This is a genomic window from Planctomicrobium aquicomposti, from assembly GCF_051466325.1.
Taxonomy (GTDB): domain Bacteria; phylum Planctomycetota; class Planctomycetia; order Planctomycetales; family Planctomycetaceae; genus Planctomicrobium.
The window spans coordinates 3,754,593-3,768,295 of record NZ_CP195792.1 but is presented as its reverse complement, the minus strand read 5'-3'; the positions used below and the strand labels follow the sequence as shown (position 1 = coordinate 3,768,295).

The window sequence follows — 13,703 nt, the reverse complement described above, 5'->3', positions numbered from 1 at the left end:
TCAGGCGGCGTTCTCAAAGATCCAGGTATGGGCCAGATCGACCACCTTGGCCAAGAGGGGCAGGTCATCGCGACCGAAGCTCTCGGTCTGCTTCCATTCGTCGCCATCCTTGTAGATGCGGCTGACTGTCACGTTGTGCCGGGGGCCAGCGGTCGTCTGGTTTTCCCAGATCGTCGCCTTGATCGCCCCCATCCGAATCTCATGGGCCGGTTGCTGCTTCGTCTTCGCCATTGTCGTGCTCCTCGGGTGTGAAAAGGGTTCGTTGCTCTTGACTCTCATACCCCGACGAAGGGAGCGGCTCGATGAAGCCGAACAGTCCGCCTCGAAGGGACTCGGCCATTTCGACCTGTGCCCGCCGCTGGAGGTCCGAACCGTCTGGCCCGATGGGAGAGCCGAAGTGTCTGCGGGCTATCGTCAGGAAGAACTCGATGCAGGCTGCCCGGCTCTCGAAGTCGGCCCAAGGGATGCCCACCCCGTGACAGTGACCGCAGCGATAGGTGCAGTGCAGAGTGATGGCCCATCGCCCATTAGGCAGTGGTGCGATCTCGTAGTCTGCGATGGCGGCCCCGTTGAGAACCATCAGTTGCCGGAGTCCTTCGGAGTGCTCCCGTGCCGGGTTCCGGACGGTTTCCACCCACTCGGCGAAAGCTGCCTGTCGGGCCTCCAAAGAATCGTCAATCCGTTCCGGTTCAGTTGTGACCATGTCCGTTGACTGCCCGGAGTTGAGTGAGCTTAAACGTGAGGTATTCATTCAACCCGTCGACCAGCTTGCGTTCCGGTGGACTGAACCAGCGGCGTTGCTGGCTCAGCAGGTCGATGACGTCCCGGTAGCCGAGTTCTCCGATGAAAGGGAATCGGGGAAGTTCCGTCAGCCGCTCGCCGTGGGGGATGGCTGACCGAAGCCGGTCTGGGTTCTGGTATTCGCTGACGAGTGGATTCCCTCGCGACGGTGTCAGCAGGATCAGGATGAAGTCCCGCTTGGGAGCGTCGAACAGCAGGTCTTCGTCGAACCAGCCATTCTCCCGAAGTCCCACGCGGGCGTTTCGGATCAGCTGGTCGGACGGAAAGCCGTCGGTGCCTTGGTTGTGGGTGGTCTTGGCCGAGAGGTTTGAGCCGTACTTCATTTCGATGAAGACCGTCGTCGCCGGGTTCTCCCAGGTCAGCACGACATCCACCTCAGTTTGCCCTTCATCCCATTTCAAGTGCTGTCGCGGATAGGTCCGTTGCTTCTGCCAGAGCTCGATGCGGAGATCTCGAAAGACCTGACGACGGAATCGCTCCGTACCCAACGCCTGATTCAGGAAGTCCGGCAGCCACCAGCGGGGATTCAGCACCCTCAGCGTCCCGAAGAGTTGTCCCGTGACAATATCCTCGCTGGTCGGTCGGACGATCAGCGGGCAGCGGAGTTCTCCTTTCCGGGCCGGTTCGCAGAGACAGCCTCCCTTGCCGTTCAACTCGGTGAGCACGCCAACGCCTCCTGCGGGGTTTCGAGTTGGACATGTTCGACCGTCTCGATCGGTCGATTTGACTGTCCCCAGTCCCGGCACTGCTGCCGGTAGGCACAGGTGGCACAGTTCATCGGGCTTTCGACTGGATAGAAGATCCCCAGGTCCACCGCCCGCTGGATCGTCTGCACGAGGTCGCCCAGTCGTCCGCAGTCGTCGGCGTACCGGCTGGTCTGGAGCCGCTGGACCTTCGGTGTTTTGGTCTTCACCAGCACCGTGTATTCGACCGAGGGTTCCTGCCCCAGACATTCCCGGACGGCATGGACATAGCAGGTCGGCTGGAGCGACGACTCGACTTCCGATTCCGAGTAGGCCCGTCCGCTGGTCTTGAACTCCTTGACCTGCAGCGAGTCATCGTTCGCCGTGATCAGGTCGGTGATGGCGACGAGCGGAGTCTCCAAATACTCTCCCTGGCTGTTGGCGAGCGGAGCCATGAACCGGTGCTCCACCGCGACGATTCGCTCCGGCGGCGGCTCCTTCAGGTACAGTTCCAGCAGGTGCACGCCCTGAGCAATGCAGTCATCCCGCGTGTCTCCATCTCGGAACTGGATGAACTCACAGGTTTCACGCTCCTGCCAGTCGTCTTGAAAGGCTTTCGTGACAGTTTCTGGAGTTGCCTGTTCCTGCTCCATCAGCCGCCGGTGGTATTCGGCCAGACCGGCATGGACGGCGGAGCCCAGAGCCATCCCACTGCTGACGGTCCGACTGGGGATTCCGAGCACACGTTGAAAGTAGTATTGGAGCGGGCAGCGGAGGTACTGGCTGATCGCACTGTAGCTCCAGTGGGGCCGGGAGTGGTTCATTGGGTTCCTCTCTCGTGAGTCGGTGCGGCGGCCATGACCTTGCGACAGATGTACCGGCAGATCGCTTCATCCCAGGGACCGGGGAGCACTCGCAGCGATGTCTGCGGTGGGAAACCCTGCTTGTCGAGCCAGGCGATGAGAGCTTCGGCCCTCAATTCAGCCTCTGCCAGATCGTCATCGGCCAGGGCGTCGAGGAGTTCGTTCCAGGCGGCTTGAGGGTCCATGTCGGCTCCCTCAGCGGTTGGACCGGCTGCGACCATTGCCGTTCGTGGCTGGTGTGCCGTTCTGGCTCAGAGCGTCGATAACGTCCCCGGCTTCTTTCTTGGTGAGGTCGTAGACGCCGACCCGCTTGCCGAGAATGGACTCGATCCGGCCTTCCAGTTGAGGCGGTGTCAGGCCGTGCCGCTTGCCGAGATTCAGCAGGTACTGGACCTGCTTGTTCGTTGCGTGATCACCGTTTCCAGCATGACCGTTGCCATGGCCCGATGGCGGCGGTGAAGCCTCCGGCAGGCGATTGGCTTGGGTCGCGACCCGATTGCGGCTGGGACCGCTCTGGCGTGCCGGTGCCTCGTCCCGGCTGGCGATGGCCGATTCCCCTTCGTAGCGTTCGATCTGCTGGTTCAGAGCCTCCTCGGCGAGGTCGTAGAACTCCCTGATCTTCTCGATCATGGCCTCGGAATCGTCCGGACCGACGCAGAGTTCCCCTTCCAGATTCAGGCTGAATCCGGTGGAGTTGTAATCCCGAGACAGCTTCCGGCTGAGACCGACGTTGACCTTGAGCATGCGATTCTCCTTCGTGGGTTGGAGGCCATTGATGGACTCTCTACCCGAAGGACCGACAAGATTCGTCTTGGAAAGGTCAGGGCCGTAGCTTCAGCAACTGGATCGCCGATATTCTTGGTAGAACTTGAGCGTCTGCGTTGCTCCACCCCTCAGTATTCGATGACGAAAGGAGACCACCCATGGCGAAAAAGAAGGCTGCGACTACCCGATCTCAAAAGCTACGCCCCCATGTCAAGAAGATCCTGTCGGAAGCGGCCAAACATCCGAAAAGGCCATTTCTTACCGCATTCCAGATCTTGGACCTTTTGGGGCCGAAGGTGCGACAGAAGTTGATTCAGGAAACCGGAAGTCCAGGTGGCGACAAGGCTCATGTGCGGCGTGCAGCTTCCATGGACATCAAAGATGCTGCTCGATCCGTGGCCACAGAAGTCGTCCATATGAGCACAAGTGGAGTCGAATTCACGATCGACGGCCAGAAACTGCCTCCCAGCAGCAAGGAAACAATCGCACTCTATCGGATAGTTCCGTCCAAAACAGGCAGCGGCACCGCCAAACCCAAAGCTACGAAAGTGCTCCAACACCCGCAGAACAGCGGGGAGGATCGCTGAGGATGCCAGCCCCCGGAAAGTGGCTCCCTCTGGAGGAAGCACGAACAATTGTCGTTCAACAGGGATTCAAGCGACAGGCGGATTTCTACGCTTGGACAGACCGTCCTGCCAACATCCCTTCCAATCCACGCGGCACCTACGGTGACGATTGGCGTGGTTGGGAGTATTTCCTTGGGGTGGGGCCGGCGAAGGAACGTTCGAGGCCGAAAACACGAATTCCCTTTCTGGAGTTTGAATCTGCGAAGCAAATGGCCCAGCAGTTGATGCCGCAGTATGGAATCACCACGCAATCGCAGTGGCACGTCTGGGTCAAGACCGCCGACAAACCTGCGGACATTCCAGCCGACCCGTCCAAGGCCTATAAGGACAAGGGGTGGATCAGTTGGCCCGACTGGCTGGGACGTGAGCCCGGACGAGCCAGTGGTCACGAACAGGTACGCTCGTTCCTCGAAGCTCGTGAATTCGCCCGTTCACTCGGCCTGAAGTCCGAAGACGAATGGCGTGAATGGGCGAAGGCCCATCGACCCGACGATATCCCTCAATCGCCCGACGCTCGGTACAAGGACGAAGGCTGGATCGGCTGGGGCGACTTCCTCGGATACCGCAATCGCTGGACGCATCGGGAGATCGCCAAATTCCTGGACTCCCTGGAGCCGTGCATCGAGCAGCTGACGGAGCTCGACCTGTATCTGATTCTGTCGAAGAACGGAATGCTGCGGCGAGATGCCAGGCTGAGAGCGGGCAAGCTCCTGCGAGGACTCAAGAACGCTCGCACTCAGGAGGATCTTCAGAAGGCGAAGCAGCAACTGACAGATGCCTTGGACAAGAAACCAGCGGCTGCCGCGGAGCAGGATGGTGAGCACAACGACCTGCAACAGATGGTCTCTGATGAGGACCTGTTCGCCACGGACGGCTCATCGCTTCGCCGACTCGACATTCTCGATGCCTTGCAGACGGTTGATCGGGTCACCGAACTTAACATTTCCGACGATGCCGAAGTTCTCGACTTCATGGTCTCGGAACGCGTCATGCTGCTCTGGCAGGAAGCGATGGCCAGCGGTGAAGCGGCGATGCTTGACCGGTTGAACTCATTTCAGGGGGGAACGTACGCCACGCTCATCAAGGAACAGTTCACGGACAGCTACCGTCGCGTAATGGCTCTCGACGTTCCGGGAGAATACCGATTGGTGGATGCTGCTGGGCAGCCTGCTGATCTGAACTTGATGCAACGGCTGACCGCCTACCGCCTGCTGCATGACAAGCGGGTGGGCAACTGGTCGGGTGTGGGAGCCGGCAAGACGCATGCGGCGATTTTTGGGGCGGCTGTTCTCGCTTCCAAATTCACAGTCGTTCTTGCGGCGAACGCCACTATCGCCGGTTGGAAACGTTCCATCGAGCGATCCTTTGCCCCTGATTCGTTTCATGTTCATGCTGGATCGCCGCTGGCCTTTCGTTCTCAGCCTGGCAAGAAGAACTTTCTTGTCATCAACTACGAGTCTTTTCAGCAGCAATGGACGACAGAACTCCTTAATCTGCTGCTTTCACAAGTTCCCATTGATTTCGTCGTGCTCGACGAAGTGCAATTCGCCCGACAGCGGCATCAGTCGGAGGCTCGAAAGTCCCAGAGACGGCAGCATGTCGATGACCTGATCCGCAGAGCTCTGGACCGAAATCCCGAACTCAGAATCCTGGCGATGTCGGCGACGCCGGTCGTCAACAATCTGCGTGAAGCCGTCAACGTCTTGACATTGCTCTGGCCCGAACGGGACTTCTCCCGCATTCCCGTCGGAGTGAGCATTGCCAACGCGGTCAATGTTCACCGGCACCTGCGAGAGCATGGCATACGCCATGTCCCTCGCTATGAGCAGCAACTTATCCGAAAGACGGTGGTCATCGATGGTCAGCCTTGGCTGTCACGGCTGGAGCACCTTCGCCCCAAGGATCTGCTCCTCATGGAACAGACGCTTCTGGAGGCCAAGCTCCCACATGTGGCTGAGTGGGTACGACGGGGGACGCTGATTTATACCCAATACGTGGAAGAGATCGTCGAGCCGGTGAAGCGGGCGGTGGAAGGGTTGGGTTTGCGAATCGCAGCCTTCACGGGCAAAGAGCGGATATCGCTGGAAGAGTTCCGGCAGGAATTTGAGGCGAAGCGGATGGACGTGCTGATCGGTTCAGCTCCAATCGGGACAGGCGTTGACGGTCTGCAATTTCTGTTGGATCGGCTCGTCTTTTTGACGCTTCCCTGGTCGCATGCCGATTATGAGCAGATCGTCGGCCGCCTGTGGAGGCAGGGATCGAAGTTCCATCAAATCGAAGTCATCATCCCGCAGGTGACTCTCCGGGAGGAGCGTGCTGGTCAATGGTCCTGGGACGACCTGCGACTTCGGTGCATCGAGTATAAGCAAACCTTGGCTGACGCGGCCCTCGATGGCGTCATTCCCCGCGGCGGCCTTCCATCTCAACAGGAACTGCATCGACGTTCCCTGAACGCCTTGAAGCTCTGGAAGGAAAGCGTCAGCAAAGGTTTGCCGGACTCGACCGGAGAAGCGTGATTCCTCCGTTACACCGCCATCTGAAGAGCCAGTTCCCAAGCCCGCTCCTTAAGCCGGGCCCCTGATCCAAACCAGGCCGACTCCAGCCGGTTGCTGGCTCGATCGTGTTCCGACTTCCCACGGGTGGAACGGTAGTGATCCACGTATTCCGTGACGGCATTCAGGGCGGTCCAGGTGGTGTGGCGGATTTCCGGCATGTCGTGACCGATCCCGTGCTCGAACAGCCGCAGGAACTCTGCCCGGATGTTCTTCGCCCGGGTGAAGGGACCATTGGGCGAGTCCGGGTAGACCTGCTGGAAGTATTCTTCCAGTTGACGTCGGCTGGGATAATGCCGGGCCAACCGCTCGATCTGTTCCTGCACGTCGTCGTAGAATCGCTTGGCGAAGCCGAGCACCTCCTGAGCCTGCCGCACCTTCGCCGCCAGATCACCCTTGTGGATAATCGACACTCCTTGCCCGCGTCCCCTCTTCGCGGCGATGGCCAGCGTGTTGGCACAGACCACGCGAATCGGGGTGAAATGGACTCTCAGGGACGAACTGCCGTCGTGAGAGTTGGATAGGAGCAGGTACTTCTCGGTGATGTCGTCTGAGCCCTTCACCCGGATGTCATCCGGGAGCTTGGCCAGCATCCAGACCCGCTCCCCCTTGCCCAGTGCTCCGGCAGTGTGATACCGCAGGCTCCCATCGGCAACGACGGCGTCGAGGAACCCAAACGCCTGGTAGTTCTGGACTGGGACGTAGCTGTTCCCGACCACGCCCAGAACGTCCCCGGAATCCGACCGCACCACTGCCTTCCGGGTGGGGATCGGTGTCCCGTCCGCCGTCTGGATGTCCCGAAGCTCCGCCAGATAGTCCAGGCCGGCCGCTTCGATGGCCTCTCGGGCCGTTGCCGGTTCGTCGAGTTTCGTTCCCAGTCCATGCCAGGGAATCTCCCCGGCATACATCATGGCCGTCCGGCCGTTGGTCGTTGCGAGTTCGTGTGCCATGCTTTCCCTCCGGTTGAGTGCGATACGAACGACGCACTCAGTACCCGCAAGGACTGGCAACGGCTGACGAGAAGAATCCCTCGCGAATTAAACCGAGGCCGATGCCTCTGTTGCAACCGTCTCCGCGTCAATCGTCTCCGCCGCCGTCGTCAGTGGCTCCGCTGACGCTGTGGGCACTGATGGAACCCCCTCCTTGATCTCAACAACAAACTGAAGCGGATTCTTTTGCATAGCGGCCAGGACACCGCTCCACGATTTCCAAACCTCAGAGGTCAGTCGATGGTGACCAGCGGAACGCAACTTTCGAAGCTCCGCAAGGAGCCGTTTGATCGTTCCATCCAGCACTTCGCCATCGGAGCCGAGCAACTGTAAGTCCCGTTGAACGCGTTCGAGCAGCAGTTGTGTGTCGAAAACCGACGACGACTCCTTGTTTTGCACGAAGAAGTCGTCGATCAAACGCTTCACGGCCTGCTTGCCACTCTCCCGCCTTGCGGCCTGCTGGCTCGCCGACACCGCCCGCCGAATCTCTTCACAGAGCTTGAAGACATTTCTCTTCAGTAGCTCTTGATCCTCTTCGAGGTCGCCCTGCTGGATGAGCCGAACAACCTCTTGAAGGACGCCGTACTTGTCGTAGGTGCGTTTGGCCTTGAAGACATGCTCGCTGAGCACCTTATTCGCCCCTTCGACTACTCCGTTGTTGGCGAATGTCCCCTCGTCCATCGCCGCACCGACCTTTGACCTCGCTTCAGCTTCGAGGTCTTCCCACCAACGATCCAGGTAGCTCATCACCGCTCGTTTGAAGAGGCCGAGCGGCAAGATGTCCTCGGTGGTCTTCACCGGATGAGAATTCGTGACGGCAGCACCGACCTGTATGACGAATTCCTCGTCAATGAGCTTCTTGCACTTCCGGGCCTTGCCGGTAATCCGCTTCTTGATCTCATCTCCTGCGTCATCGCTGTCCACCAATACGACCGTGGCGGGTACGGACTCGTCACCCCATTGTGACGCACTGAGCAGCTTTTCGACGCTGGGAGCACTTTCGGCGGACACCATGACCACGGAATTCAGGTCGAGCAACTCGCTGATGTTGTCTGGCCGGGCGTACGCACGGATCAACTCGCAGATAAGAAACTGGTCGGTTGGCCCTTCTACAACGACGTTTGTCGCCCCCATGAAAAGCGTTTGAGAGCAGTCAATTCCGAGAGCGGAACGGACGGGTTCGTATCGACGCAACATCGCTTGGTCGATGAGTTGTGTTCCCTCTTCCGCATCACCCTTCCGAACCAGACGCAGCCGATGCGGAAAATTCCGATTGATGAGGAACGGGGAGTGAGTCGTGTAGAGCAACTGACAGTTCTGTCCCGACGACTCTGGTTTGACCAACGACTCGAACACCGATAGCAGATTCTTCTGGCCGATGATCGAGAGGAAAGAATCCGGTTCGTCCATGAGCACGATTGCTGGCTTGGTGCGAGAGACGCTCTCCAGGGCTTTCGCCTGAATGTAGTAGCTCAGGAAGAACCGCAGCCCAGAGCTTCGCTCCCGGAACGTATAGGTCGCCCCTGTTTTGTCGGTGATCTCGAAGTAGAGCAGCCCTTGTTTGTAGTTGAGGCGTAATGCGAACGAGTCGTCCTGCGTCCAATAGTGCGAAAGGTTGAGCCTCTCCTCAATCTCTCGGTTCCACCGAGCGATGAGGCCGTCAGCATGCGTTCGGTCCGAGATGCCGAGCCCAGCGACGAACTGAATGGTCGTCTCAGAGATCCCCAGCACGTCCCGAAACAGTTGAAGCTCAAGCTCAGCTTGGCCGTTGTGGAAGCGGGAATCGCCTAGAGCGTCGTGTTCTGCCGAGAGCTTCTGCAAATCCTCGCCCGACAGCGACGGCTTCTCCTTCCCGAAGACCAGCGAGTACAGCAGGCGTGCGGCCTTCTGAGCGGCGGCGAAGTCGAAAACCTCGTCGCTCGAGCCCGTGCCGCCGTTGTAAGCCGATAGGAGGCTGTGAATTGGAATCTGATCGGAGAAGGCGACATCGGATCGAATGAACTGGACAGAGGGCAGACATGCTCTGACTTTCGCAAGCTGGCCCTTATCAAGCTCGCACTGCGTTCCTTCGAGGAACAGGTGAGCTACCGTCTTTTCGGTCGGGTCGGGAGCAAGAACGAGGGTCAGAAGCGTATCCGGTGTGGGCGAATGCTTCTTGATGACCTCATTTCCCGCAGCCTCTCCAATCGCTTTTAGTTCGTCCTTTCGCAGCTGATTGAACTGCACTCCGACATTTGGCCAGTCTTCGGCGTTCTTGTTGCGTGGCGACGTGTAGTGACAGAGGTCCGTCCGTGAGAAGTCACGCCCCTCGCCGAAGCCATCAGGAATTCCTTTGCCCATGATGGCCTTGCTGATCGCACTGAGTAGGTGCGACTTTCCGCTCTCGTTCGCTCCCACAATGGTCGTGATGTCCGGTTCGAGCGGAATCTCGATGAACGGATAGTCGTCTTCACTCTGAGTGCTCCTGCTTAGCAGATTCCAAGGTCGAGACGAAACGCCGACTCGTCGATCCCCGTAGCCGACGTAGTTCGTGTTGAACGACTTGTACCAGCGGAGCAGAACGGCTGCGAGCTTCATCTGAGTCTCACCCCTTGCATACTTCAGTGGCCACTTTTTCTTCGTCTCGACACCCGCCCGGTCCGCTCGTCGATCATCGCCATCAGTCTCTGAAGTGACTCATCGTCCAAGCTCGCCAGCCGCCGGAACTCTTCAGGCTTCTCCCTCACTCGCCTGCGGATCGCCTTCGGCACTCGGTCAGTGAGGACAAGAAGCTCGTCCTCGTCGGCATTGAGAGTGTCCGCCAGCTTGTGAACGAACTTCTCTGAAGGGTAGTCGCCAAAATGGAGCTTCTCGTTCTCAACTTTCGAAACGTACGAGACGCTCACGCTCAACCGGCGTGCGAGTTCCTGTTGGGTCAGTCCACTCTTGAGCCGAAGGTCTCGAACTCGTTCACCAAACTGCATTTGCATTCTCGTCAGCGGATTGCGTCCACCCCATCGGTACGGTATCCTGCCTGTACTTTTCGGTCAACAGTCTGCGTGCGTGAAGTCGATTCAGGCCGGCTCGTTCGAGTTGGGGTGAGCGGAAGCGTTGTGCCATGTGGGTGACCCTGGTGACGTTTCCCTCAAAGTGTCAGTCGTTCAGATGTATGGGAGCATCAAAATGGGCCTTACCGGAATTCCTGCTCCCGGTCAGATCGCCCGCGTCAGACAGCGGACGTGGCTGATTGAAGAGACCGTCAAATCCCGGCGGTCGGCCGACAGCACGCTCGTTCGATTGTCATGTGTGGATGACGACAATCAGGGCCAGCCGCTCGAAGTGCTCTGGGAGAAAGAACTCGAACCGCAAATTCTGTCCGGAGAAGCATGGGATTCGATTGCAGCACGGGGGTTCGATGAGTCCCGCCTGTTTGCGGCGTACCTCAACACGTTGAAATGGAACTGCGTCACTTCGACCGATCCCAAGCTCTTTCAGTCGCCATTCCGAGCGGGAATCAGGCTCGATGCCTATCAGTTGGAGCCGCTCCGCAAGGCTCTGCGACTGCCACGAGTGAACCTGTTCATCGCGGACGACGTGGGGCTGGGAAAGACCATCGAAGCGGGTCTGATCGCCCGCGAACTGCTCCTTCGCAAGAAAGTCAAAGAGATCTTCGTCTCTTGTCCGCCCTCCATGCTGCTCCAGTGGCAGGAAGAGCTGGAATCGCGGTTCGGCCTGACCTTCGAGATTCTCGACAAGGACTACATGAAGCGGGTCCGTCGAGAGCGGGGATTCAGCATCAATCCCTGGTCCACGCACACTCGGTTTCTTGTCTCGCATCGGCTGCTGATCGACGAGACCTACGCGGGGCCATTGCGAGATCACCTGGGAACATTCCAGAGTGGCAGCCTTCTGATTCTCGATGAAGCCCACCATGCGGCCCCGTCGAGCGGGCAGAAGTATGCCATCGATAGTCAGATCACGCGAGCCGTCCGCGATTTGGCTCCTCGGTTTGAGCACCGGCTGTTTCTGTCGGCGACGCCGCACAACGGTCACTCCAACAGCTTTTCCGCTCTTTTGGAGATTCTCGACCCGCAGCGATTCTGCCGTGGCGTGCCTGTCTCGCCGAAACACCGCGACGAAGTCATCGTTCGGCGGCTGAAGGAAGACATCCGCGAAATTCAGGGGGGATTCCCGAAGCGGAATGTCGTACCAGTCGTGATCGACGGCCTCCCCTCCAATGCTCCAGAACTGTATTTGTCGCGGCTGCTGGACGAGTACCGCGAAACTCGTGAGGAACGTCTCAAGAACGAGACCAAACGAAAACAGGCGGCGTCCGGCCTGTTGATCACCGGCCTTCAGCAACGCCTGCTCTCCTCAATTGAAGCATTCGCCCGAACCCTGAAAGTTCACCGCCGGACCGTTCAGCGACAATGGGAGGAATTGCAGAAATCTGCGACCGTAGAACAGGACGCATCTGGAGCACTCGACTTGCTGACGGGTTCCGTGGGCAGCGACGATGACCGTGCCCAGTTGGATGAACAGGAATTGCAGGCGGAAGAGGATGCCCAGTTCGAAGCGGCCTCACTGTCCTCAATGGGATCGCTCGAAGATCTCTCTGCCAGAGAACTCTTCGCTCGCGAACAGAAGCTTCTCGATCAGATGACCGAGATCGCGGAACAGGCTCGCGGGAAACCCGACGCTCGTGTCAGAAAGCTCATTGACTGGATTCGAGGCCACATGTGCCCGGACCTCGGCAAGACAGGGGCACGGTGGAACGACACGCGGCTCCTCATCTTTACCGAGTATGACGACACGAAGCGATATCTGATTGGGCAACTGGAAGCCGCCATTGCCGGTTCAGATCTGGCCGAGCGGCGGATAGAAGTCTTCCATGGCCCGACGCCGGTTCAGAAGAGGGAAGAAATCAAGAAGGCGTTCAACAAAGCTCCCCAGGAACATCCTGTCCGTATTCTCGTGGCCACGGATGCGGCCCGAGAAGGTCTCAACCTGCAGGCCCACTGCTTCAATCTGTTTCATTTTGATATTCCCTGGAACCCCAGCCGGATGGAGCAGCGAAACGGTCGCATCGACCGGAAGCTACAGGCACAGCCCGAAGTCTTCTGCCACTACTTCATGTATCGCCAGCGGCCTGAAGACCGCATCTTGCAGGTTCTCGTCCGGAAAACGGAGCGAATCCGGGAGGAACTCGGGAGCCTCTCTCAGGTGATCGATGCTCGGCTCACGAAGTCGCTCAGTCAGGGCATTCGTCATCGTGCCGTTGAGTCACTCGAAAGCGAACTTGAATCGGCCGACCTCGACCAGGACCGCCGTGCCGCCATCAAGGAAGAACTCGAAGCGTCTCGGGAACGACAACAGCAGTTACGTGAGCAGATCGATCGGCTTCGCACCCTGCTGGACAATTCTCGCAAGAGCATTGGACTCAGTGACGACCACTTTCATGCTGCGATTTCCTGCTCGCTGGAACTCCTCGGTTCCGAACAGTTGAAGCCCGTGAAGGCGGGCGGTGGAACCGTTTCCAAGTTTGAGTTTCCACCCATCGATGAACGGTCCGGAGCCGATCCCACCTGGGCCGAGACGATGGACACCCTGCGTGCCCCCCGCAAACGGGATCAAAAACTCTGGGACTGGAGGAAGTCATCACCGCTCCGGCCCGTCGTCTTTCACGATCCCGGCACCGTCGATGACGACGTCGTTCATCTCCATCTGGAGCAACGCGTCGTCCAGCGACTGCTGGGGCGGTTCATCGCCCAGGGATTCGTTCATCACGATCTCTCCCGAGCCTGTTTTGCCCAAGCTACCGACTCGATTCCTCGTGTCATCCTCATCGGCCGACTTTGCCTCTACGGTCCTGGTGCTGCCCGGCTGCATGAGGAGTTGATTCCGGTCACCGCTCGATGGATTGATCCGGCGATCCGTAAAGGACCGCTGTCTCCCTACGCCAAAGACGCGGAAGCCAAGACGCTCTCACTGCTGGAGCAGTCACTTCTCGGCTCGGCTGGATTCAAGCTCACTCCAGAGGTTATCGCCCAGCTTCAGCAGGCAGCCGCTGACGACATTCAGCAGCTATTGCCACATCTCGAAACACGTGGCTCGGAGTACGGTGCCGATGCCGAACAGAAGCTGGCCGCCCGTGGCCAGGCCGAGTCCAGAGCCATGCGGGAAATCCTCGAAACTCAGCAGAAGCACATCTCCGACACACTCAGAAAGATGGAGAAGCTGGACACCAAACAGCTTCGCTTTGATTTCGACAACGAAGAAGAGCAGGCACAACTGGATGCCAATAAGCGTTACTGGGTCAAACGGCTGGAGGAATTGAAGACCGAACTCAAGACCGAGCCGTCACGTATCGAAGAACTTTACAGCGTCAAAGCTCGACGGGTCGAGCCGGTCGGATTGGTCTATCTCTGGCCGGTGACGGGATAAC

Annotated in this window: 12 protein-coding genes; 3 read left to right on the top strand and 9 right to left on the bottom strand. The window is 58.7% G+C overall.

Annotated elements, in window-relative coordinates:
• Genes SH664x_RS14540 through SH664x_RS14515 form a run of 6 tightly spaced genes read right to left on the bottom strand, consistent with a single transcriptional unit; the run spans position 1 to position 3,091 of the window.
• A complete protein-coding gene (locus tag SH664x_RS14540; RefSeq protein ID WP_437202087.1) occupies positions 1-231 on the bottom strand; it encodes a hypothetical protein in 231 nt (76 codons plus the stop codon).
• The gene (locus SH664x_RS14535; RefSeq protein ID WP_437202084.1) at positions 200-703 is read right to left on the bottom strand and encodes a hypothetical protein; all 504 of its coding nucleotides are present in this window, start codon (positions 701-703) and stop codon (positions 200-202) included. Before SH664x_RS14535 ends, SH664x_RS14540 begins: the two co-directional genes overlap by 32 nt.
• Entirely contained in the window at positions 690-1,466 is a 777-nt protein-coding gene (locus SH664x_RS14530; protein WP_437202082.1) for a hypothetical protein, read from the bottom strand. Before SH664x_RS14530 ends, SH664x_RS14535 begins: the two co-directional genes overlap by 14 nt.
• The gene (locus tag SH664x_RS14525) at positions 1,451-2,308 is read right to left on the bottom strand and encodes a RecB family exonuclease (RefSeq protein WP_437202080.1); all 858 of its coding nucleotides are present in this window, start codon (positions 2,306-2,308) and stop codon (positions 1,451-1,453) included. Before SH664x_RS14525 ends, SH664x_RS14530 begins: the two co-directional genes overlap by 16 nt.
• Positions 2,305-2,532, bottom strand: a complete 228-nt coding sequence (locus SH664x_RS14520; RefSeq protein ID WP_437202078.1) for a hypothetical protein — start codon at positions 2,530-2,532, stop codon at positions 2,305-2,307. The genes SH664x_RS14525 and SH664x_RS14520 overlap by 4 nt, the downstream gene beginning before the upstream one ends.
• 10 nt (positions 2,533-2,542) lie before the next feature.
• The gene (locus tag SH664x_RS14515; RefSeq protein ID WP_437202076.1) at positions 2,543-3,091 is read right to left on the bottom strand and encodes a hypothetical protein; all 549 of its coding nucleotides are present in this window, start codon (positions 3,089-3,091) and stop codon (positions 2,543-2,545) included.
• Between the two features lie 179 nt (positions 3,092-3,270).
• On the opposite strand from SH664x_RS14515, the gene SH664x_RS14510 reads away from it, so the two are divergent.
• Both SH664x_RS14510 and SH664x_RS14505 read left to right on the top strand, forming a co-directional pair.
• The gene (locus SH664x_RS14510) at positions 3,271-3,699 is read left to right on the top strand and encodes a hypothetical protein (RefSeq protein WP_437202073.1); all 429 of its coding nucleotides are present in this window, start codon (positions 3,271-3,273) and stop codon (positions 3,697-3,699) included.
• Positions 3,700-3,701: 2 nt separating this feature from the next.
• Positions 3,702-6,254, top strand: coding sequence for a helicase-related protein (locus tag SH664x_RS14505; RefSeq protein WP_437202071.1), 2,553 nt, complete (start codon positions 3,702-3,704; stop codon positions 6,252-6,254).
• Between the two features lie 8 nt (positions 6,255-6,262).
• Here SH664x_RS14505 and SH664x_RS14500 read toward each other — a convergent pair whose 3' ends face one another.
• The 3 genes from SH664x_RS14500 to SH664x_RS14490 form a co-directional block, all read right to left on the bottom strand.
• Entirely contained in the window at positions 6,263-7,240 is a 978-nt protein-coding gene (locus SH664x_RS14500) for a DUF932 domain-containing protein (protein ID WP_437202068.1), read from the bottom strand.
• Positions 7,241-7,327: 87 nt separating this feature from the next.
• Positions 7,328-9,505, bottom strand: coding sequence for an ATP-dependent nuclease (locus tag SH664x_RS14495; protein WP_437202066.1), 2,178 nt, complete (start codon positions 9,503-9,505; stop codon positions 7,328-7,330).
• A gap of 374 nt (positions 9,506-9,879) precedes the next feature.
• Positions 9,880-10,242, bottom strand: a complete 363-nt coding sequence (locus tag SH664x_RS14490) for a helix-turn-helix domain-containing protein (RefSeq protein ID WP_437202063.1) — start codon at positions 10,240-10,242, stop codon at positions 9,880-9,882.
• A gap of 199 nt (positions 10,243-10,441) precedes the next feature.
• Between SH664x_RS14490 and drmD the strand changes: the two genes are divergently transcribed.
• Positions 10,442-13,702 (top strand): DISARM system SNF2-like helicase DrmD, encoded by a 3,261-nt coding sequence (gene drmD, locus SH664x_RS14485; protein WP_437202061.1) that lies wholly within the window; start codon positions 10,442-10,444, stop codon positions 13,700-13,702.
• Position 13,703: the final 1 nt, after the last annotated feature.

Bases quoted from the DNA above. Each gene is read 5' to 3' on its own strand.
- SH664x_RS14540 (WP_437202087.1), bottom strand. From the start codon at position 231: ATGGCGAAGACGAAGCAGCAACCGGCCCATGAGATTCGGATGGGGGCG.
- SH664x_RS14505 (WP_437202071.1), top strand. From the start codon at position 3,702: ATGCCAGCCCCCGGAAAGTGGCTCCCTCTGGAGGAAGCACGAACAATT.
- SH664x_RS14490 (WP_437202063.1), bottom strand. From the start codon at position 10,242: ATGCAGTTTGGTGAACGAGTTCGAGACCTTCGGCTCAAGAGTGGACTG.
- SH664x_RS14520 (WP_437202078.1), bottom strand. From the start codon at position 2,532: ATGGACCCTCAAGCCGCCTGGAACGAACTCCTCGACGCCCTGGCCGAT.
- SH664x_RS14515 (WP_437202076.1), bottom strand. From the start codon at position 3,091: ATGCTCAAGGTCAACGTCGGTCTCAGCCGGAAGCTGTCTCGGGATTAC.
- SH664x_RS14535 (WP_437202084.1), bottom strand. From the start codon at position 703: ATGGTCACAACTGAACCGGAACGGATTGACGATTCTTTGGAGGCCCGA.
- SH664x_RS14500 (WP_437202068.1), bottom strand. From the start codon at position 7,240: ATGGCACACGAACTCGCAACGACCAACGGCCGGACGGCCATGATGTAT.
- SH664x_RS14525 (WP_437202080.1), bottom strand. From the start codon at position 2,308: ATGAACCACTCCCGGCCCCACTGGAGCTACAGTGCGATCAGCCAGTAC.
- drmD (WP_437202061.1), top strand. From the start codon at position 10,442: ATGGGCCTTACCGGAATTCCTGCTCCCGGTCAGATCGCCCGCGTCAGA.
- SH664x_RS14510 (WP_437202073.1), top strand. From the start codon at position 3,271: ATGGCGAAAAAGAAGGCTGCGACTACCCGATCTCAAAAGCTACGCCCC.